The sequence below is a fragment of the Streptomyces sp. 549 genome (assembly GCF_030124175.1).
Taxonomy (GTDB): Bacteria; Actinomycetota; Actinomycetes; order Streptomycetales; family Streptomycetaceae; genus Streptomyces.
This window is the reverse complement of sequence record NZ_JASKMT010000007.1, coordinates 34026-53703: the sequence shown is the minus strand read 5'-3', so window position 1 is coordinate 53703 and position 19678 is coordinate 34026. Positions and strand designations below refer to the sequence as shown.

Genomic DNA, 19678 nt, shown 5'->3' with positions numbered 1-19678 from the left:
GCCTCAGCGAGCCTTCACGGTTCCGATATCACATCAAACCAGATTGAAGTGCCAACCAGGTGAGCGACAGCGGGAGGCAGTTACCGGAAAAATTCCGGAAGGAGGCGTTGACGCCGGTCCGCTTCAGGCAAATACTCCACAGCGATCGCTGCCGCTCGCCCACCGGATGGGGCGCTCCCCCGCGGAACCGCGAACGGCACCCACCACGTCCGGACGGACCGGATCTCCGTCCCGGCCTTGGAAAGAAGGGTCAGCCATGTTCAACGACGCCTTAGACGGGCGCAAACCCCCCAGATGGCGAGCGCTCGGCCGCAAGGCACTCATGATCGGCACGGTCGGCGCACTCTGCGTGACCGGCGTCGTCGCCATGCCCGGTACCGCCAGCGCCGCCTCCACGCTCGCCGGTGCCGCTGCGGAGCAGGGCCGGTACTTCGGTGCGGCCGTCTCCGCCGGCCAGCTCAACGAGCCGGACTACATGTCCAGGCTGAACGGTGAGTTCAACAGCCTCACGGCCGAGAACGAGATGAAGTGGGACGCCCTGGAGCCCTCCCGCAACTCGTTCAACTTCGGCACCGCCGACCGGATCGTCGATCACGGACGCAGCCGGAACATGTCGGTCCGTGGCCACACCCTGGTGTGGCACTCCCAACTGCCCGGCTGGGTCGGCAGTCTCGGTGCGAACGACCTGCGTTCGGCGATGAACAACCACATCACCACCGTGATGCGGCACTACCGCGGCAAGATCCACTCCTGGGACGTGGTCAACGAGGCGTTCCAGGACGGCGGCAGCGGCGCCAGGCGCAGCTCTCCGTTCCAGGACAAGCTCGGCAACGGCTGGATCGAGGAGTCGTTCCGCACCGCCCGCGCCGCCGACCCCGGCGCCAAGCTCTGCTACAACGACTACAACACCGACGGAGTCAACGCCAAGAGCGACGCCGTGTACACCATGGTGCGCGACTTCAAGCAGCGCGGCGTGCCCATCGACTGCGTCGGATTCCAGTCGCACTTCAACAGCAACTCGCCGGTCCCCGGCGACTACCAGCGGAACCTGCAGCGCTTCGCGGACCTCGGTGTCGACGTACAGATCACCGAGCTGGACATCGAGGGCTCCGGAACCGCCCAGGCCAACGACTACCGCCGCGTCGTGGAGGCGTGCCTCGCCGTCTCCCGCTGCACCGGCATCACGGTGTGGGGCGTGACCGACAAGTACTCGTGGCGCAGCGGCGGCACTCCGCTGCTGTTCGACGGCAACTACAACAAGAAGCCCGCCTACCACGCGGTGCTGGCGGCACTGGGCGGTTCGGACGGTGGTGGCGGCGATGCCTCCTGCACCGTCTCCTACGAGCAGACCGATCGCTGGGGCGACCGCTTCAACGGCAGGGTGACGGTCCGAGCCGGCAGCTCCGCGATCAGCAGCTGGCGCGTGAACGTGACCGTGCACTCCCCGCAGAGGATCTCCGCCACCTGGAACGGCAGCCCCACCTGGGACAGCAGCGGAAACGTGATGACGATGAGGCCCAGCGGCAACGGCAGTCTGTCCGCCGGAGCCTCGACCAGCTTCGGCTTCACGGTCATGGCGAACAACAACTGGACGGCACCGTCCATCGGTGCCTGCTCGGTCTCCTGACAGAGCAGGTCCTCCGACCGGTCGGTGACCTGGGCACGTGCGGCGTGGCGGCCGGAACCCCGCCACGCCGTCAGCCTTCCACCCGCTCACCCGCGTTCCGCAACCGGCCCGCTCGGTGAGTAGGCGGACCTTCGCGCCCTTCTTGTCCCGGTCCACAGGATGGTGGAACCACCCGCTGGAACAGCTCTCACAACTCATCTGGCACCAGCCGTTCAACGATCCCCACAAGGCCGGACTACCCAACAGTCCAAATGAGACGACGTCTTGGTTCGAGACGCCGTTCGAGGCCGGAAGATCAAGAACAAGCTAAGGGGTGACGTCGGGTCCACGCTCCGGCTGATTCCCGTGCCCCGGAAGGTCGAGACGCTGGTGGACCAGGCGGGCGAAGTGGCTCAAGGTGCGTCCGGTGGCCAGGTCCGCCGGCGCGAGGCGGACGGCGAAAAGATCACGGGCGCCGACGAGGAACTGCATACCGAGCAGCGAGTCGAGTCCGAAGTCGGTGACGGGGCGGGTGGGGTCCAGGTCGCCCTGATCGGTTTGCAGGACTCCGGCGAGGAGGTGTCCGAGCGCGTCGGTGATCTTTCGTACTGCCTCGTCCGTCGGCAGGTCTGCCAGCGCCCCCAGCAGCTCGTCTCGGGCGTCAGGGGAAGCCAGGGAGGAGAGCGGCACCAGGCGGGCGAACCGCGGGGTGGCCAGAACTGGCAGAAGGTGGCGCGCGGTTCCCCAGCGATAGCGTCCTGCTCCGGCGACAACGGTGCCGGCGGCGACAAGGTGGCCGGCGGTCGTCAGGGCCTCTGAGGGAGCGAGGATGTCGAGGCCGCGTTCAGCCATGGACGTTTCCATACCGCTGCGGGCGACGTAGCCGATCTCACCGATGGGGCCCCAGGCCAGCGCCGTGCCCGGCTTGCCGACGCTGTGCCGGACCCGTGCAAGTGCTTCCAGGTAGGCGTTGGCTGCCGCATAGGCGGCCTGGCCGGGGTTGCCGATGGTGGCGGAGACGGAGGAGTAGGTGAGGAAGAGGTCGAGGTTACGGTCCGTGGTGAGCTGGTCCAGCAGTGCCGCGCCGGCCGCCTTGGGCGCCAGCACGGCGGCGAACCGGTCGTCGGTGAGTTCGGACTGCGGTGCGTCGTCCATGTGCATGGCCGCGTGCACGATGCCGCGCAACGGGTGTCCTGTGGCGTCCACGGTTTCGATGACCCGGCGCAGTGCGGTCTCGTCGGTGACGTCGGCGGCGTAGGCCGTGGCGTGTACGCCACGGTCGATGAGTTGCCGGAGCAGGGCGGGTGCCTCGGGAGTGTCAGGTCCGCGGCGTGAGAGCAGGGCCAGGTGCCGGGCCCCGTGGTCGGCCAGCCAGAGGGCCGTGGCGGCGCCGAGCCCGCTCAGCCCGCCGGTGATCATGTAGGTGCTCTCATGGTCGAGGGTGAGGGTGCCGGGGGCGGGTTCGACGAGGACGGGTTCGTCCAGGGGGTCGAAGGTGATGACGACCTTGCCGGTGTGCCGGGAGTGTTGCAGGAGGTGGAAGGCCTCCTCGACGCGGGCGGCGGGGTAGGTCGTGTGGGGCAGCGGCCGGTAGTCCTGGCGGCTGATCTGCTCGTCGAAGACCGAGACGAGACGGGAGCGGAGGGCCGGGGACTCCATGGCGGCGTCGAGGTTGAAGGCGGTGAAGGAGAGGCTGCGGTGGAAAGGGCGCAGCGTCATCGGGTTGTTGAGGTAGATGTCCCTCTTGCCGAGTTCGATGAACCGTCCGTTGGGGCGCAGCAGGTCGAGGTTGTGGGCGATGGCTTCGCCACTGAGGGAGTTCACCACGACGTCGACGCCCTGGCCGCCGGTCAGCTCTCGTACCTGGGGGACGAAGTCCAGGCTGCGGGAGTCGAGGACGTGTTCAGCGCCGAGCGTGCGGAGCAGGTCGCGTTTGGTCTCCGTGCCGGCGGTGGCGATGACCCGGGCCCCCTGGTTGCGGGCGCATTGCAGGACGGCCATGCCTACGGCTCCGGCTCCACCGTGGACGAGTACGGTCTCCCCTCGGTTGAGGCATGCCTGGTTGACCAGGGTGTGATGGACGGTCAGGAACGCGACGGGGAAGGTCGCCGCTTCCGCGAAGCTCATCCCCTCGGGGATGCGGACGACGGCGGCGGCGTCGGTCGTCGCGTGGGAGGCAAGGGCCGCGGGCACGAGGCCACAGACCCTGTCGCCCGGTTCCAGGCCCTCCACGCCTGGTCCCACGGCGCGTACGACGCCGGCGCCGTCCGTACCCAGACCCCGGCTGAGGGGGCTGTTCTCCGCCGCTTCGGGCGGCAGCAGGCCGTTGGCCCGCATGGCGTCGCGGTAGTTCAGAGCCACGGCCCGCATGTCGAGGGCCACCTCCCCCGGCCCGGGTTCGGGGACATCGGTCTGCCGCCAGATCAGCCGTCGGCTCAGGCTCGGGTCGCGGGCTTCCAGAATGAACGGCGTGTCGGCGGGGGTGGCGGGTGGTTCGTCTTCCGCGTGCTGGACGTGCCGAGGCACAAAGCGGCCGTGCGCGGTCAGGACGATCTCGTCCTCCTGAGCGCTCTCCTCGCTGTCTGCGGCGAGGAGTTCGCCCGCGAGGCGGTGTGCGTCGGCGGCCGTCGCACCGCTGCGTTGCCAGGAGAGACGTCGCACGCGCAGGTCGGGTCGCTCGTTGGCGAGTGTGCGGCAGGCGGCCCAGACGGCTGCGTCGTCCGGATGCGTGGGCTGCTCCGGGGCCGGAAACAGGCCAGTTGGGCGGGTGACGAGCCACAGCTTGGGGCTGGTGCGGCCGTGGAGGCTGTCGCAGGCCGCGGCCAGGGCGCGCAGGAGAGCCGCGCGACGGGTGGTCAGGGTGACGACGGACTGCTGCGGTCGAAGTTCGGCCAGCAGCAGGACGATGTGCGGCTCGCGGTCGGTGGTCAGCGCTCCGGCCCAGGCATCGGCCTCCTCGGACGCGGTGACGACGGTGGCCTCGCCGAGAAGGTCTGCCAGGGCCTGCGCGGTCTGCTTCTCGGTGTCGTCCTCCACCGCGATGACCCAGGATGCGCCAGAAACCGGTGCCGGTACCTCGGTCTCGGCGGCATGGCTGTGGGGAGCTGCGGCGAGGATCACGGAACAGTCCTCGGGTCCGATCTGCACCGGGTCGGGGAAGCCGCACCGGCGCAGCAGCGGTACCCACGGTTCGCGGGCGAGGATGCGGGAGACGGGGCGCAGGGAATGATCGCCACGCTCCCAGAAGTCCTCCACCGTGCCGAACAGCAAGGCCTGTAGCTGAGCGTGGTGCTGTTCGGTGGCCAGCAGATGCCCGCCGGGAGCCAACAGGGCGTGCAGATGCCGCAGGGTCGCGGCCACGTCGTGGGTGGCGTGCACGGCGTCGCCGGCCAGGACGAGGTCGAAACCGGCTCGGGGCAGGCCCTGGCCGGTCGGGTCGGCGTTCAGGTCCAGGGGGCGGTAATCCACGAAATCGTGGCCGGCGAAACGGTGTTGGGCGCGGGTGAGACCGGCGGCGGTGGCGGCCGTGCAGGTGTAGTGGGTCCGATCGGCCGGCAGCATGGGCAGCGCGGCGGCCGTCAGGGCACCGGTGGTCGCACCGACCTCCAGGACGCGCAGCGGACGGTCGGCGGGCCACCGGGTGACGATGTCGCCGAGGAGGGCCTGCACAGCACGGTGGGTGAAGCGGTGAGCCGGGCCGGTCTCGCGGAGTTGGTCGTACGCGCTGTCTCCTGGCAGCAGGAGATCGTGTGCGTCGACGCTGCCCCGCACCACGTCGGCCAGGCGGCGCAGATGCCGGTTGAGGAGCAGTGTGTCGGATCCGAACGCGGGATGGTCCTCCACGAGGCCGCGCAGCAGTTTCTCGGGGCGGACCTCGGTTTCGGTCAACTGCCAGGTTTCTCCCACGGGGCGGGCGAGGCCGTGCTCGATCAGCAGGGGCATCATCAGCCGCACCAGGCGGCGGTGCTGGGGCTGAAGTCCTCCGCTCACGAGATCACGCATCGAGAACGGGGCTGTCGGGTCGGCGAGAAGGCCGTGCAGCGTCTTGGCCCAACAATGGGACCCGGCCTGTTCGGCGGCGGCGATGAACCGGTGGTGGCCACACTCGTCCAGGGCGGCGCGAGCGGCGGTGATGCGGGGCTCGGCCGCGCACGCCACCTCGGCAGGAGCGGGAAGCGGAGAGGGAGGTGCGGGCGTGCCTGTGCGCGGGGCGGCCCGCAGAACGGTCCGCTGGACGGCCAGGGGGGTGCGTTCCGTCATGCCGCCGCGGCGGGTACGGCAGCCGTCGATCTCGACGGTGACCGTGCCGTCGGCGTCGGCGTAGGTGATGTCCCAGCAGATCTCGTTGGTGCTGTGGCTGCGACGGCGCAGATGCACGACTCCGGCGGTCGCGGGGGCGCGCCACACGCGCACGGACCCGAACACCGTCGGCAGGAAGCCGGCGGATTCCGCCGTGAGTTCGGACAGGGCCACGGTGGCCTGCAGCGGCGCGTCGAGAAGTACCGGGTGGGCGGTGTAGGCGCCGGCGGGGTGTCGAAGCCGGTAGGAGACCAGGACCTCCCCCTCGCCGATGTCCAGGTGCTCGATGAGCTGGAAGGCCGGTCCGCAGTTCAGTCCGATGCGGTGGCACGTCCGGTAGAAGTCCGCACCGCTGAGGCCGTTGCCGCAGCGTGCTCGGAGGGCGTCGATGTCGAGGGGAGACGGCGCCGTACCGAGCAGGGTGCGGACCTGGGCTCGTACGACGGGCCGGCACTCACCGCCGTGTTCTTCGCGGACGCTGATGGCCAGGGCGCCGTCGTCGGGGGTGACGGCGGTCTGCAGGGCGATCGGTGTCGGATCCGGCCAGGGGAGAGCCAGTGGGCGGCTGATCTCCAGGTGTCGTACTTCGACCGGGCGCTCCATGGCACGCAGGCCGGCGCTCAGAGCCATCTCCACATAGGCGGCGGCCGGCATGAGTACGTCGTCCCCGATCTTGTGGTCACCCAGCCAGGGCACCAGCTGCGGCTCGACGGTGCCGTGCCACACGGGGTGCGGGGCGGGCATCCGTTCGCCCACCAGCGGGTGGTCGAGCTCGCCGGAGCCGCTGGTGTGCGTGATCTGGTCGTGCACGGTGCCGTGCCAGTACCGTTCGTGCTGCCATGGGTAGGCGGGCAGCTCGGCCACACGGCCGGGACGGGGGAAGTGACGCTGCCAGTCGGTGGTCGTGCCGGCGGCGAGCAGCGCGGCAACCGTCGCCGCGGTCTCGCGGAGGCCGTCACCGTCCCGGTGCAGGGTCGCGACGTAGGGGATGTCCGTGTGGCGCAGGTAGGGGCGCAGCACCGGGTGCGGGCCGATCTCGACCACGCTGCCGGCACCTTCGGACACCAGGTGGGTGACGGCCTCGGCGAAGCGGACCGGCTCGCGGACGTTGCGCCACCAGTAGCGCGCGTCCAGTTCCGGTCCGCTCAGCGGTGTGCCGGTGACGGTGGAGACGAAGGGGATGCGGGCCGTGCCAGGAGTCAGCCCTTCGAGAGCTGTGCACAGTGGTTCCTCGATGGGGTCCATGGCACGGCTGTGGAAGGCGTAGTCCAGATCCAGCTCGCGGAAGAAGACGCCGCGGTCTACCAACTCCTGCCCCCATGAAGCCAGTTCGTTGGCGGAGCCGGCGACGGTCACGGCACGGTCGCTGTTGATTCCCGCGATCTCCAGCGCGCCGCCGTAGCGCAGCAGTTCCTCGCGGGCCTGTTGCTCGTCCATTCCGACGGCGGCCATGCGGCCCCGGCCCGCGGTGGTGGCCTGGGTGCGGCTGCGTTCGGCGATGACCAGTGCCGCCTGTTCCAGAGTCAGGGCTCCGGCGGTGTGGGCGGCGGCGACCTCCCCGACGCTGTGCCCGGCCACCGCCTGCGGCCGCAACCCGTGTGAAGCCAGCAGCGCGGTCAGGCCGACCTGCACGGCGAACAGGGCGGGCTGGGCGATCTCGGTCCGCTGCCAGGAACGCGGGGAGGGATATGCCAGTTCCTTGGCCACCGACCAGCCCAGGTGCGGGGCGAGGGCGGCGTCAACCTCTTCGACGGCCGCGCGGAAAGCCGTCTCGTGCTCCAGCAGGTCCGCGGCCATGCCCGGCCACTGCGAGGCGTTCCCGGAGAACACGAAGACGGTGCCGCCTTGCTCGTTCCTTCGCACGATCGCTCCGCGGGCGGGCTCCCCGGCCACCAGCCGGTCCAGCTGCCGGGCGGCGTCCTGCGGGTCGGCGGCCATGACCGCCGCGCGGTGCGGGTGGGCGCTGCGCCGTACCGTGCTGGTGTAGGCCAGGTCGTAGAACTCCTCGGGCCGTGTGGCCCGCAGGCGCTCCGCCATCCCGGCGGCCAGTTGCTTCAGCGCCTTGGGAGAGCGTGCGGAGACGACCAGCGGCAGCGGACGGTCGGCCCAGGCCCGCTCCGAGTCGGGCTGGGGAACGGAGGGGGCCGGAGTCAGGACGGCGTGGGCGTTCGCTCCGCCGAAGCCGAAGGCGTTCACGCCCACGGCCGCCGCTTGTCCCCGGGGAAGTCGGACGGGCTCGACCGTCGGGGACAGTCCGAGGCCGTCGAAGTCGATCGCGGGGTTGAGCGGAAGGGCGTGCAACGACGCGGGCGCGACCCGGTGGCGCAGGACCAGGATCGCCTTGAGCAGGCCCGCCATTCCGGATGCGGGCTCCAGGTGGCCCAGGTTGGTCTTCACCGACCCGACCGGCAAGGGGCCGCTGCGCCGGTGACGGGCCAACGCCCGCCCGATGGCTTCGGCTTCCGCCGGGTCCCCGACCTGGGTGCCTGTGCCGTGGGCCTCGAAGTACACCAGGTCGTCCGCGCTGATGCCGGCTTCCGCGTAGACCGCGTGCAGCAGAGCCTGCTGGACCTCGGCGCTGGGCACGATCATGCCGGTGCTGCGGCCGTCGGTGTTGTTGCCGGTGGCCGCCAGCACCGCGTGGACGCGGTCCCCGTCGGCCACTGCGTCCTCGAGCCGCTTGAGGACGAGCACCGCGCCACCTTCCGCGCGGACGAAACCGTCGGCGTCCGCGGAGAAGGCCGAGCAGCGTCCGCGCCGCGACAGCATGCCCGCGTAGGAGAATCCGGCGAAGGAGTACGCGCTGCTCAGCACGTTGACGCCGCCGACCAGAGCGACACGGCTGGAGCCCTCGCGCAGCGTGCGGCAGGCGCGGTCGACGGCGACCAGCGCGGAGGAGCAGGCGGTGTCGACGGCCATGCTGGGCCCGCGCAGGTCGAAGGCGTACGACATCCGGTTCGCCGCGATGGAGAGCGTCGCACCGGGCATGGTGTGCGGGCTCTTGTGGTCCTGCATCAAGGTGAGCGTCGTGCCGTAGGCGGGATCGGAGACCCCCACGTAGACGCAGGTGTCCGACCCCGCCAGCGATTCGGCAGGAATGGCGGCGTCGTCGAGCGCTTCCGCCGCCATCTCCAACAGGAGCCGCTGCTGCGGGTCGATGTGCCGCGCCTCCGCGGGTGAGATTCCGAAGTAGGGGGCGTCGAAGGAGGCGACGTCCGTGAGGAACCCTCCGGCGGCGGTGTAGCTGCGGCCGGGACGTACGGCCCCCGGGTCGACCATCCTGTCCCTGGGCAGCCGGTCGGCGGGCATCTCGCCGACCATGTCCTGCCCGTCACGCAGCGCGGACCACAGTCCGTCCAGGTCGGTGATTCCGCCGGGAAGCCGGCAACCGACCCCCACTACCGCTACGGACCGTTCACGCTGCTGCTCTGCCATGTCCCCCGCCTTTTCACACCGATTGCAGGCTTTGCCTGGATTGAAAGGCACAACGGAACTGAAAAGCCAATATCTGTCCCTCTTTAGAGTGAAGGGTGCTTCTCGGGAGGTTTTTCGGTTCGACGCGCGACAGGGCACCGTTACGGTGACGCGGTGCCTGAACCCGCCCGTGCCCGCGTCGCAGCCGTCGCTGCCCACTTGCCGGCCCGCTACCGAACCATGGACGAGGTCCGCGAGAAGATCGCGAAGAGCGGAGCCTACACACCGCCACCTGGCCTACTCGAAGACCTCACCGGAGTGCGCGGTGTCCATGTGCGAGGAGACGGGGAGAACGCCTCGGACCTTGCCGTAGCCGCCGCCCGGAAGGCACTCGACGAGGCCGGCCTGCGGATCGACGACATCGACCTGCTGTTGTTCGCCGCTACCGCCGCGGACCTGATCGAGCCCGCCACGTCACACCTGGTGGCCGCCAAGATGGGCGCCACCTGCCCGGTCTTCGACGTGAAGAACGCCTGCAACAGCGTTCTCAACGCCATGGAGACAGCCGCCTCGTTCATCGAGACCGGCCGCTACCGCGCCGTCCTCATCGTCTGCGGGGAGGCCGGCTCCCTGGTGACGCGCTGGAACGTCCCTGACCGGCAGGCGCTTCTCAGAGCCCTGCCCGGCTACACCGCGTCGGACGCCGGCGCCGCGATGGTGCTCACCGCCGGGCCCGCGGGCGAGGACAGCCCGGGCATCATGGCGATGCGATTCGTCAGCAACTCCGCCGCCTGGGAAGCCTGCACCGTGTCCGGCGGGGGAACCATGCACCAGCGCTCCGTCCATGACGACCACACCACGCTGCGTCTGAACGGGGACCTGCGCCAGGGATTGCTCGATGTACTCCCCGCAATCCTTGCCGTTGCCGGCGACGAACTCGCCGCAGCACGCACCGGCGCCTTCGTCGCCTTCCACCAGATCGCCATGCCGCAATACCGGCAGATGCTCGACGCGTTCTCCCTGCCCGAGAGCTTGTGCATGCCCGCGGTGGCCGAGCACGGCAACTGCGCGGCGGCCTCACTCCCTCTGCAGTTGGTCAAGGCACGGGAAGCCGACCGCGTCGAGGACGGGGACGTCGTGGCGATGATCGGCGTGGCCAGCGGCTTCAGTTTCGGTCTGGCCCTCGTCCGATGGTGACCACGAAGGCCGGGCGTGCCCCGGCACTCACGGAGGCGGACCGCACCGCAGCGCTGGAACGGCTGATGCCGGGCTACCCCGCACCCCGGCACTGGCGGCGTGTGCCGGCCACCGGACAGCATTACGTCGACCTCGGCTCCGGGGAGCCGGCCCTGTTCCTGCACGGCAATCCGTCATGGAGCTACGCGTGGCGCAAACTGGTCGACCGGCTCTCCCCTCATGCCCGTTGCCTGGCACCGGATCTGCCCGGCTTCGGCCTGTCCCGGCATCTGAGGCCGACCGCCGGAGTCCCGGACCCTTACCGTGTCCAGCTGGAACACCTGGACCTCCTCTACCAGCACCTGGTGCAGGACGAGGGGCTGCCCGAGCAGGGCTGGACGCTCGTCCTGCACGACTGGGGTGGTCCGCTCGGCATCGCCTGGGCCTTGCGGAACCCCGGGGTCGTGGCCCGTCTGGTCATCTGCAACACCGTGGCCTTTCCTTGGCCCAGCGGCTTCCGGCTGCCGTTCTACCTGCGCTGGATCCGCGACCACCCACTGGTGGCCGACGTCGTGCACCTCACCAACGGCTTCGCACGCACCGCTGTGCACGCCGGAGTGCACCACCCGCTGAGGCCGGCCGAGCGCCGCGCTTACCTCCGTCCCTATGCCAGGCGCTCCGAGCGACGGGCCGTCACCGACGCCGTCCGCGCCATCCCGCGTGACAACGACGATCCCGTATGGCGGCTGCTCGAACCTCCCGGCGCCGAAGCCGCCCTGACCGCACTGCCCACGCTCATCGGCTGGGGCATGCGCGATCCGGTGTTCACCCCGAAGCTGCTGGAGGAGTGGGCCCGCCGCTGTCCCCACGCGGCCATCCATCGATTTCCCGAGGCCGGCCATTTCGTGATGGAAGACGCCGCAGTCGAACTCGGTGACCGCATCCGTGACTTCCTGCAAGGAACCCGATGACCGCGACCGCTCCAGGCGTCATCGCCCGCCTGGCCGACCAGCCTGACGCCATCGCGCTCATCCGCTGCCGTAAGGGGACCTCCCGTACGACCGACCGCGGCCACCTGGTGCAGGGGTGCCACAGCCTCATGCAAGCGCTGCACCAGGCCGGTGTCCGGCCCGGCCACAGGGCCGTCGTGATGACTCGCGACGCGTACGACCTCACCGCCGTCGTGTACGCCCTGTGCTCCCTCGGTGCCGTACCCGTCCTGATCGAGCCACGCGCCGAGGTGCGCCGCTGTCTGCAGGACATCGCACCGGACGTCTTCGTCGGCGAACCGCTGGCCCATCTCGGGCGCCAGATCCTGGGGTGGGGCCGCCCCCACGTCCGCATCCCCCTGGTCACCGGCCGGCCGCTGCTCGCTCCCGGCCGGCGCCTGGCGACCCGGGCGCCGGGTGGCAGTGTCCCGACCCTGCGACCGCAGGAGCCCGACGGCGACGAGCTGGCCATCATCGCCTTCACGTCCGGTTCCACCGGACGTCCCAAAGGCGCGGAGTACCGCTACGCCACCCTGGCGGGACAACTCGACGCGCTCACCACGCTGCTGGACCCCCGGCCCGAAGACGTACTCCTCGCGGGATTCCTCCCGGTCGCGATGCTCGGCCCGCTCCTGGGCCTGACCACGCTCGTCCCGGCCGTGAACCACCTGTCTCCGGCCCGAACATCGCCGAGAGAACTCGTCGAGCCGATCCTGCAGCACCGAGTCACCAAGATCATCGCCTCACCCGCCGTGCTCACCCTGATCGCCGATCACTGCGCCCGCCACGGCATCGCCCTGCCCTCGGTCCGGCAGATCCTGTCCTTCGGCGCCCCGTTGCGTCTCCACCTCGCCGAAGCGTTGCGCAAGGCCGTGCCGGACTCCACCGAGATCCTCAGCGTCTACGGCGCAACCGAATGCCTGCCCGTCTCGGCGATCGGCGACCACGACCTGCGGGCCTCACACATCCAGCCACCCGCCGGGCAGGCCGGTACGTGTCTGGGCCGGCCGCTGCCCGGCATCCAACCCCACATCCTGGACGCGGACCCCACCGGACTCGGCGAGATCGCCGTCGCCGGCCCCACCGTCAGCCCCGCCTACCACGCACGTCCTGATGCGGACGCCGCTACGAAGGACGTCATCAGTGATGGCGTACTGCACCGCACCGGAGATCTCGGCCGACTCGACGACCGGGGCCGGCTCTGGTTCCTCGGCCGCAAAGCCCACCTGGTCACCGGTACCGGCTTCACCATGACCACCGAGGACATCGAGGCCGTGGCCGACACCGCTCCCGGCATTCGCCGCACCGCTCTGGTCGGCGCCGGCACGGCCGTATGCCAGTTGCCCGTCCTGTGCGTGGAGCCCATGCCCACCACCCCCCGCGCCGCGGCCCTGGCAGCTGTACGCACCGCCCTGAACGGCCATCCGGAAGGGCACCGCATCGACGTCCTGCTCCTGCACCCCGGCTTCCCCACCGATCCCCGGCACAACTCCAAGATCGACCGTCTACGGCTGGCGGGCTGGGCCGCCAAGCGCCTGCGCAGGAGGACTCGATGAAGGTACTGGTCACCGGAGGAAGCGGATTCCTGGGACTGGAGATCTGCCGCCAACTGACGGCACGCGGCATCGCCGCGTCCTCTCTCAGCCGCCGCCCCAGCCCCGCTCTGGAGCAGCTGGGAGTCCCGCAGCACCTGGGCGATCTCGCCGATGCGGACGCCGTCTCCCGCGCGGTCGCCGGGTGTGACGCCGTCATCCACAACGCCGCTCTGGCCGGGGTCAGCGGTCCGATGCGGCTCTACCGGGCCACCAACGTCGTCGGCACCCGCAACGTCATCGAACAGTGCCGTGCCCACCAGGTGCGCACGCTCGTCTACACCTCGACCGCGAGCGTCGCCTTCCGGCCCGGTGGTCTGGAGGGCGTCACCGAGGACCTTCCTCGCCCTGCCCGCCACTTGGCCGCCTATCCGCAGACCAAAGCCATGGCCGAGGCCCTGGTCCTCGCGGCCAACAGCCCGGAGTTGGCCACGGTCTCGCTGCGTCCGCACATCATCTGGGGTCCGGGCGACCCCCACTTTGCCCCCGCCCTCGCACGGGCCGTACGGGCCGGGCGCCTGCTGATGCCTGGCGACGGCAGCAACCTCGTCGACACCACCCATCTCCGCACCGCCGCCCACGCCCACCTTCTCGCCCTGGACCACCTGCAGCGGTCACCCGAGGCCGGCGGCCGCGCCTATTTCATCAGCCAGGACGACCCACGCCCCTTGCGCGAGATCGCCCACCACTTCCTGCGGGCCGCGGGTATCAGCGCCCGCTGGTGCGCCGTCCCGCCACGCCTGGCGACGGCCACGGCTGCTGTCAGCGACACATACCTGCGCATGGTCCGCAGCCCGCGCACCTTGGCGCTGAGCCGCTTCCTGGTGGCGGAGCTGCTGCAACCACACTATTTCGACCTCACCGCAGCGCGCCGCGAGCTGTCCTTCGAACCACCGATCGGATTCGAGGCCGGCCTCGCGGAACTTACCCGGACCGCCCCGTCTGCCTTCGACGACAGCAAGGACACACCGTGCCCGAAACCTACGACGCCCTCCGTTCCGTCCTGACCAGCTCCCTCCGTGTCCCGGACGATGCCATTCACTCTGAGGCCACGCTGGAGCAACTGGGCCTGGACTCCATGGCCCTGACAGAGATGGTGCTCATCCTGCACGAGCGCTTCGCGGTCAAGATCAGCAGCGAGTACGCCGCTCTCGGCAGGACCGTCACCGAGGTCGCCGACCACCTCGACGCGCTGCTCGCGGCCAACCCGAGGACGGAGACATCCTCATGACTGCGCCCGTCGCCATCACCGGTCTCGGTCTGGTCACCCCGGCTGGAGGAGACGCCGACGCCACCTGGAGAGCGGTCTGTCACGGCGTGAGCACCGCGACCCCCGACCCGACGCTCACCGGCCTGCCCGTGGACTTCTCCTGCCGTGTCCCTCACTCGGCCGACGCCCTGGACCAGCGCATCGGGCGCGACGCCTGGCGCATGTCGCGGAACGCGAAACTCGCGATACTCGCCGCCCGCGAGGCCGTACACGACGCCGGTCTCGATCCCGGGACCTGGAACGGCGACCGGGTCGCCGTCGTCATCGGCTGCGGACTCGGAGCAGGCGCGGTATACGAAGAACAGGCCAGGCGCCTGGACGAACTGGGTGCCGACATGGTTTCGGCGCTCACCGTCCCCCAGATCATCCTGAACATGGCGGCCGGCGAGGTCTCCATCGACCTCAAGGCCCACGGTCCCAGCCTCGCTCCGGCCTCCGCTTGCGCCTCCGGCGCCACCGCCATCGCCGTGGCCCGCGACCTTCTGGTCTCAGGCCAGTGCGATGTCGCGGTGGCCGGAGGCACGGAAGCGGCGATCAACCGCACGACGACGACCGGCTTCTGGCGCCTGGGCGCCCTGTCCCAACGCGCCGACGCGGTCACCGCGGCATCCCGGCCCTTCGCCGCCGACCGTGACGGTTTTGTCATGGGGGAGGGCGCGGGCGTCCTCGTCCTGGAACGCGAGGAGCAAGCCGCTGCTCGCGGCGCCCGCTCCCGCGCCCGGCTGGTGGGCTGCGGCAGCACCTCGGATGCCCACCACCCCACCGCCCCGGACCCAGGAGCCAACGGTGCCGAGTCAGCCCTGCGCACCGCGCTGGCACAGGCGGGTCTGACCGCACAGGACGTCGACCACGTCAACGCGCACGGCACCTCCACTCCGCTCAACGACGCCGGGGAGGCGGCGTTGATCACCCGCGTACTGCCGCACCGCCCCAGCGTCACCGCACCCAAGGGCGTGCTAGGCCACAGCCTGGGCGCGGCCGGAGCTGTCGAGGCCGCGTTGACCGTGCTCGCCGTCGAGCACCGCACAGTGCCACCGATCGCCAACCTGCAAGCTCCGGCACCTGAATTCGACATCGACTGCGTCACCAAACGGCCACGTCAGCAGGACATCCGAGTAGCCGTCAGCCATTCCTTCGGCTTCGGCGGCCACAACGTCGTCCTCGCTCTGGCCAGGGCTTCCTGACCGACTCGAACCATGCTCCGTGCGGTACACGGCAGGGGCTCGATCTCGCCCTCGCGCTCATCCATGACACCGACGTGCTGCTCATCGACAAGCCGTACCGGGCTTCGCTCGGGAGGCGTGTCTGCGCTTCCGGCCCTTCCCCGCATCGGCCGTGCCCCGGAGAAGCCGCGATCGTTCTGTAACCGGGCGTCTCTCGTGCCTGGCCGATAATCGACCTCATCCCAAGGAGAACCGCCCACCATGATCTCCTCGCGCATCGTCCAGCGCGGCGCTCTCACCGCGGTGATCGTGTCCGCCTCCGTACTGACTACGCCCGCCTCCGCGCAAGCGGCCGAGCTGCCGCCCGCCTGTCAGACGGCCCTGCTCGAAACGCTCGACAAGTTCCCGGTCGTGGATTTCACGGTCCCTCAGAAGGTCCAGAACACCGTGCTGGTCGAGGTACTCAGCCTGAGCGAGGCTGATCAGGCGGCGTTCACACAGGCGGCGTGCTCCGCCTGGAACAACTGGGCCACCGCGAACGGCAAGGCGGTGGCCGGTGACCTGGACACCGGCTACCGGAACGCCGCCGGTCCGGTGTGCAACAAGTTCGCCCGGTCCGCCCTCGCGACGATCAAGAAGTACGCACCCAACATCCCGGCCGAGACGCGGGAGCTTGAGAAGGTCGCCAAGAAGGTCTGGGCCACGTCCATGCAGAAGCTGGAGAACCAGGCCACCAACGCCGACTGCAAGCAGGCTTACAACGCGGTGAAGGTCGGTTGGTAGGGACCACCCTCGATGTCTGCCGTGCCGGCCGCTGTGAGATGGCGCTCTGCGAGGTTTCCTCGCAGGTGCCGTCGGGCTGCGGCCGTCTTGCCAAGGACATGACGGCTGGAGAGGCGAAGGCGGGGACAGCGATGCCCTGGATGACGGATGAGGCCGCGGTGACAGGGCACGTTCTGGAGCGGCCGTCACGGGGGTGCCGGGTGGCGTCTCAGCGGATCTTGGTTGCGTTCTCTCGAAAGGGCCCCCTCGTGCACGCGCGTCACCGCCGTTCTCGGTCATCTGCTCGCCGGGGGGCCTACAGCTGGACCGGGTTCGCCGGCTGCATGACACTCGGGGTGATCTGCGCGATGTCTTTGGCGTGGGCGGGCGCGGCTGCCGGTGTGCCGATGTCGTTCGCGGTGTCCGGTACCGCGTTCAAGGTGTCTGCGAGCCGGCTGGAGGGCGAGGGGTTCGTGCAGTACGCGTCGGTTGGCACAGACCGGTCGGGCAAGGGCCGACCGGTGGCCGTCACTGCGATCCGTTCGGCTTCCCTGCGGGACCTGTGTCAGTCCGTGATCACGCCGACCCCTTTGGGAGCGGTGACACTGCGGGTCGAAGCCGGGGAGGAGAGTCCGGTGCGCATCGACGACTTGGTGATCGATCTCGAACGGATGCGGGGGGACATCACGTTCAGTGATCTGGAGCTGGGGCGGGACGCTGCGGACAGTCGGGTGCCGAGCGCCGCCGGGCCGGCCGGCGCTTACAGCCAGCAGGCTTCCGGTCTCGTCATTCGTGACTTGCGGCAGCAGACGAGTTCGATGACGGCCGGGATGTTCCATCTGACCGGGATGCGCCTGTCGGTGAGCGCCGGGCGGCACGAATGCTTCTGACCGGCCGTCGGCGCCCTGCTCCTGGTCTGACGCGGCCGTGGACCCCAGCGGTGCTGGCCCTCGCGGCCGCTGCCACCGTCGTGGTGGTGCCGCTGGTGAACCTCCCGTTCCTGGCTCTGCAGCAGACCTGGGGGATGCTGCCGGTACTGACCGCCGCGGGGTGGGCCACGCTGGCCGTGCGGCTGTTGCTGCGGCCGCAGAACAGCCGCACAACCGGGGTGTGGATCATGGCCGTGTCGTTGCTGTCGTGGTTCACCGCTACGTTCGGCGGGTTGGGCGTGGGCCTGTTGCTGGGCCTGACGGCTGGATCCCTCGCCGTGGCGCGGCGCCCCCGCCCGGACGCGGCCGGGTGACGCTGCAGCAGGCATTGGCCGCAGGCACGGCGATGGCCTTGGTGCCGTGCTGGACGGGCGTGGCGGCCGGGAACGATCCCGCAGGCGTGAGGGGAGAGCAGACGGCTTCCAGCCCCGATCGGGTCACCGGAGATGCCACGTCTGTTTCTGCCTGCGACGAAAAAGCCGGTCAGGGTGGTTCGCCGGGTGGCCGGTCACTCGACGCTTCCCATCGGTTGCTGCGTTGTCTGAGCGCGGTGGTGAAACTGCGGCCGGCCGACGCACACGACGCAGGCGTTGAGCGGGCATCGTTTACGGCGCGGCGTCTGGTACTTGAAGGGCTGCGCGTCGAGGGGGCGTTCGATCGAGGTGAGGCGATGGTGCGCTGCCGTGCTGAGCGGGTCGTGGTGGAGGAGGCGGTCCTGAGCTTTCCTGGTGGGGTCGCTGGAGCCTCCGGGAGCGTGCGGGCGTCCCGGATGGTGTTGGAAGGCCCGGTGGAGATGATGGCCCGGCAGGTGGAGGGGCGTTTGCTGGGTCTGCTGCCGGTGGTGCTGAGCGGCCCGACCCACACCTCCGTGTTCGTTCCGGCATTGACGGTGCAGTGGATGGAGCTCACCGATGTACGGATCTCGGGATTGGTCCTGCGCACGAAGGCGGCGCGCATCTCGGATGCTGCTCTCCAAGTGGGTCACCGGTAGTCGCTACGGTGCTGAGGTTCTGTTGCGACCACCACTGTGACCTGCTCCCGTCGCCGTCGCACCGGTCCGCGACGCACGGGACGTCGGCCTCCTCAAGGCCCGACCGATGTCCAGTCCCCCTCACCGACGACGGTGCGGTTACGCGCCGACGCGGTGGGGCTCAACGGAGTGGGATGCCCCCTCAGCGGCCGTGGGACCGTTCCACAACGCTTCCACGGAGGCGTCCCCCACAGAACCTCAGGTCAAGCCGCACAGGGCTCACCGTCGAAGGGTGCAAGACCTCACGTTCGCCACGCCGCTGCGAGGCGTCCGCCGCACGCGAAACACCCCCGAAAACCACTCCTCCCCAGGTCAGATCGATTCTTCCCTGGGGCTGTGGTGGGGCGGGTGGGACTCGAACCTAAAAGGGAGACGCGTCTCACCTGCGGAAACGTCACAGAGGCGGACATTCACATCCGACTACGCCCCGCTGCGTCCGTCTCGATCCGCGGCAACCGCATTGCTGTGCGGTACGTACCGCACAGCCGGAAGGCAACTCTGCGCCAGCAGAGCGACACCATGCCCTCTGACCAGCCTGTTGCACTCTCCAGCACAGAATGAAAAAGGTTCAGTTACGTCACACGCATCCATTATCCCCATACGCCCTCGCACTATACACCGAACTGCAAGGATAACCCAGCCCATGACCCAGAGACCCGCATTAACCTCGATATTGCATTAGGGGCAGAAAATGCAACCACGAGCCCACCTCCAATAAGGAAGATGTCTGCGTATGTGTTATCCAGTCAGCGTCGGCCCATAGTTTTCGCCTCCTTCTCCCCGAGGCGCCCGTATGGAAATTTCCCCTTTCCGATGACTGCGGCGACCCACGGGGAAGTGGGAAGTGGGTACCGCCGCAACCTCTCGGATTACCTACCTACGGCGATACCCACTCACCCTAGAACCCGACCCGCACCATACGCGACGCTTAACCCATCGAGCAGTTCGGGTCCAAGGCACTTGCCAGTCACAACGGGGTTTTCACTCGAGTAGTGGATACCGTCGCGAGACTATCGAATGATCTATCTATGGCGACGATCACCTGCCCTGGAGCCCCTGCACTAGGCGTTCGCCACTACGACCGCTTCTTGGGTGCCCGGATACTTCCGACCCCGGACATCACACTTGCCCTTGCAATTGCACTCGCCTTCCCAGCCATCAGCCTGCAGACCACCAAAGCTGCCTGAGCAGCCGCGAGTGCGAAGTTATCGATGACCTTGTTCATATCTCTTTGCGAAAAACGCAACAGAAGACCAGCTGAGCAAGATGGCGATCGCTGCAATAATTCCCGGTATCGAGACGGTGATGGCCATCACGAAGATCAGCAGAGTGAGAATCATTATCCCCCAATGCGACGAGGAAAAGCGATCCGCGCGGAGTACAATGCGCATCCCCCTTGACTCAGGCTGGTGATCTTCCTTGTTCGTCATTCCTTCTCCATGTGTCAC

General features: G+C 69.2%; 13 protein-coding genes and 1 pseudogene. 11 read left to right on the top strand and 3 right to left on the bottom strand.

Features of this window, described 5'->3' with window-relative positions; all coding sequences use genetic code 11:
• Positions 1–322 precede the first annotated feature (322 nt).
• Complete coding sequence (locus QNO07_RS10885) at positions 323–1627, top strand: glycoside hydrolase family 10 protein (protein ID WP_283991567.1); 1305 nt, start codon at positions 323–325, stop codon at positions 1625–1627.
• A 306-nt stretch (positions 1628–1933) separates the two neighbouring features.
• Here QNO07_RS10885 and QNO07_RS10880 read toward each other — a convergent pair whose 3' ends face one another.
• Positions 1934–9340, bottom strand: coding sequence for a type I polyketide synthase (locus QNO07_RS10880; protein WP_283991566.1), 7407 nt, complete (start codon positions 9338–9340; stop codon positions 1934–1936).
• Positions 9341–9493: 153 nt separating this feature from the next.
• Here QNO07_RS10880 and QNO07_RS10875 point away from each other — a divergent pair, with 153 nt between their 5' ends.
• From QNO07_RS10875 to QNO07_RS10825, 10 genes are all read left to right on the top strand, one after another.
• Positions 9494–10516 carry a 3-oxoacyl-ACP synthase III family protein gene (locus tag QNO07_RS10875; protein WP_283991565.1) on the top strand — a complete coding sequence of 341 codons (1023 nt, stop codon included), beginning with the start codon at positions 9494–9496 and terminating at the stop codon, positions 10514–10516.
• Positions 10510–11466 carry an alpha/beta fold hydrolase gene (locus tag QNO07_RS10870; protein WP_283991564.1) on the top strand — a complete coding sequence of 319 codons (957 nt, stop codon included), beginning with the start codon at positions 10510–10512 and terminating at the stop codon, positions 11464–11466. Before QNO07_RS10875 ends, QNO07_RS10870 begins: the two co-directional genes overlap by 7 nt.
• Positions 11463–13040 carry an AMP-binding protein gene (locus tag QNO07_RS10865; RefSeq protein WP_283991563.1) on the top strand — a complete coding sequence of 526 codons (1578 nt, stop codon included), beginning with the start codon at positions 11463–11465 and terminating at the stop codon, positions 13038–13040. The genes QNO07_RS10870 and QNO07_RS10865 overlap by 4 nt, the downstream gene beginning before the upstream one ends.
• Positions 13037–14083, top strand: a complete 1047-nt coding sequence (locus tag QNO07_RS10860) for an NAD-dependent epimerase/dehydratase family protein (protein WP_283991562.1) — start codon at positions 13037–13039, stop codon at positions 14081–14083. Before QNO07_RS10865 ends, QNO07_RS10860 begins: the two co-directional genes overlap by 4 nt.
• A complete protein-coding gene (locus QNO07_RS10855) occupies positions 14047–14307 on the top strand; it encodes an acyl carrier protein (protein ID WP_283991561.1) in 261 nt (86 codons plus the stop codon). The genes QNO07_RS10860 and QNO07_RS10855 overlap by 37 nt, the downstream gene beginning before the upstream one ends.
• Positions 14304–15530, top strand: a complete 1227-nt coding sequence (locus QNO07_RS10850) for a beta-ketoacyl-[acyl-carrier-protein] synthase family protein (RefSeq protein ID WP_283991560.1) — start codon at positions 14304–14306, stop codon at positions 15528–15530. Before QNO07_RS10855 ends, QNO07_RS10850 begins: the two co-directional genes overlap by 4 nt.
• A 240-nt stretch (positions 15531–15770) precedes the next feature.
• On the top strand, positions 15771–16292 hold the full coding sequence (locus tag QNO07_RS10840; RefSeq protein ID WP_283991559.1) for a hypothetical protein: 522 nt from the start codon (positions 15771–15773) through the stop codon (positions 16290–16292).
• A gap of 323 nt (positions 16293–16615) precedes the next feature.
• On the top strand, positions 16616–17161 hold the full coding sequence (locus tag QNO07_RS10835; RefSeq protein ID WP_283991558.1) for a DUF6230 family protein: 546 nt from the start codon (positions 16616–16618) through the stop codon (positions 17159–17161).
• Positions 17152–17514: a DUF6114 domain-containing protein gene (locus tag QNO07_RS10830; protein WP_283991557.1), complete on the top strand. Its 363-nt coding sequence runs from the start codon at positions 17152–17154 to the stop codon at positions 17512–17514. Before QNO07_RS10835 ends, QNO07_RS10830 begins: the two co-directional genes overlap by 10 nt.
• Complete coding sequence (locus QNO07_RS10825) at positions 17511–18191, top strand: hypothetical protein (RefSeq protein WP_283991556.1); 681 nt, start codon at positions 17511–17513, stop codon at positions 18189–18191. The genes QNO07_RS10830 and QNO07_RS10825 overlap by 4 nt, the downstream gene beginning before the upstream one ends.
• Before the next feature lie 1100 nt (positions 18192–19291).
• On the opposite strand, the pseudogene nqrM reads toward QNO07_RS10825, so the two are convergent.
• Together nqrM and QNO07_RS10820 are read right to left on the bottom strand one after the other, a co-directional pair.
• Positions 19292–19408, bottom strand: a pseudogene (gene nqrM / locus QNO07_RS27675) ((Na+)-NQR maturation NqrM); the annotation flags it as partial.
• Between the two features lie 27 nt (positions 19409–19435).
• Positions 19436–19660, bottom strand: coding sequence for a hypothetical protein (locus QNO07_RS10820; RefSeq protein WP_283991555.1), 225 nt, complete (start codon positions 19658–19660; stop codon positions 19436–19438).
• Between the last annotated feature and the right edge of the window lie 18 nt (positions 19661–19678).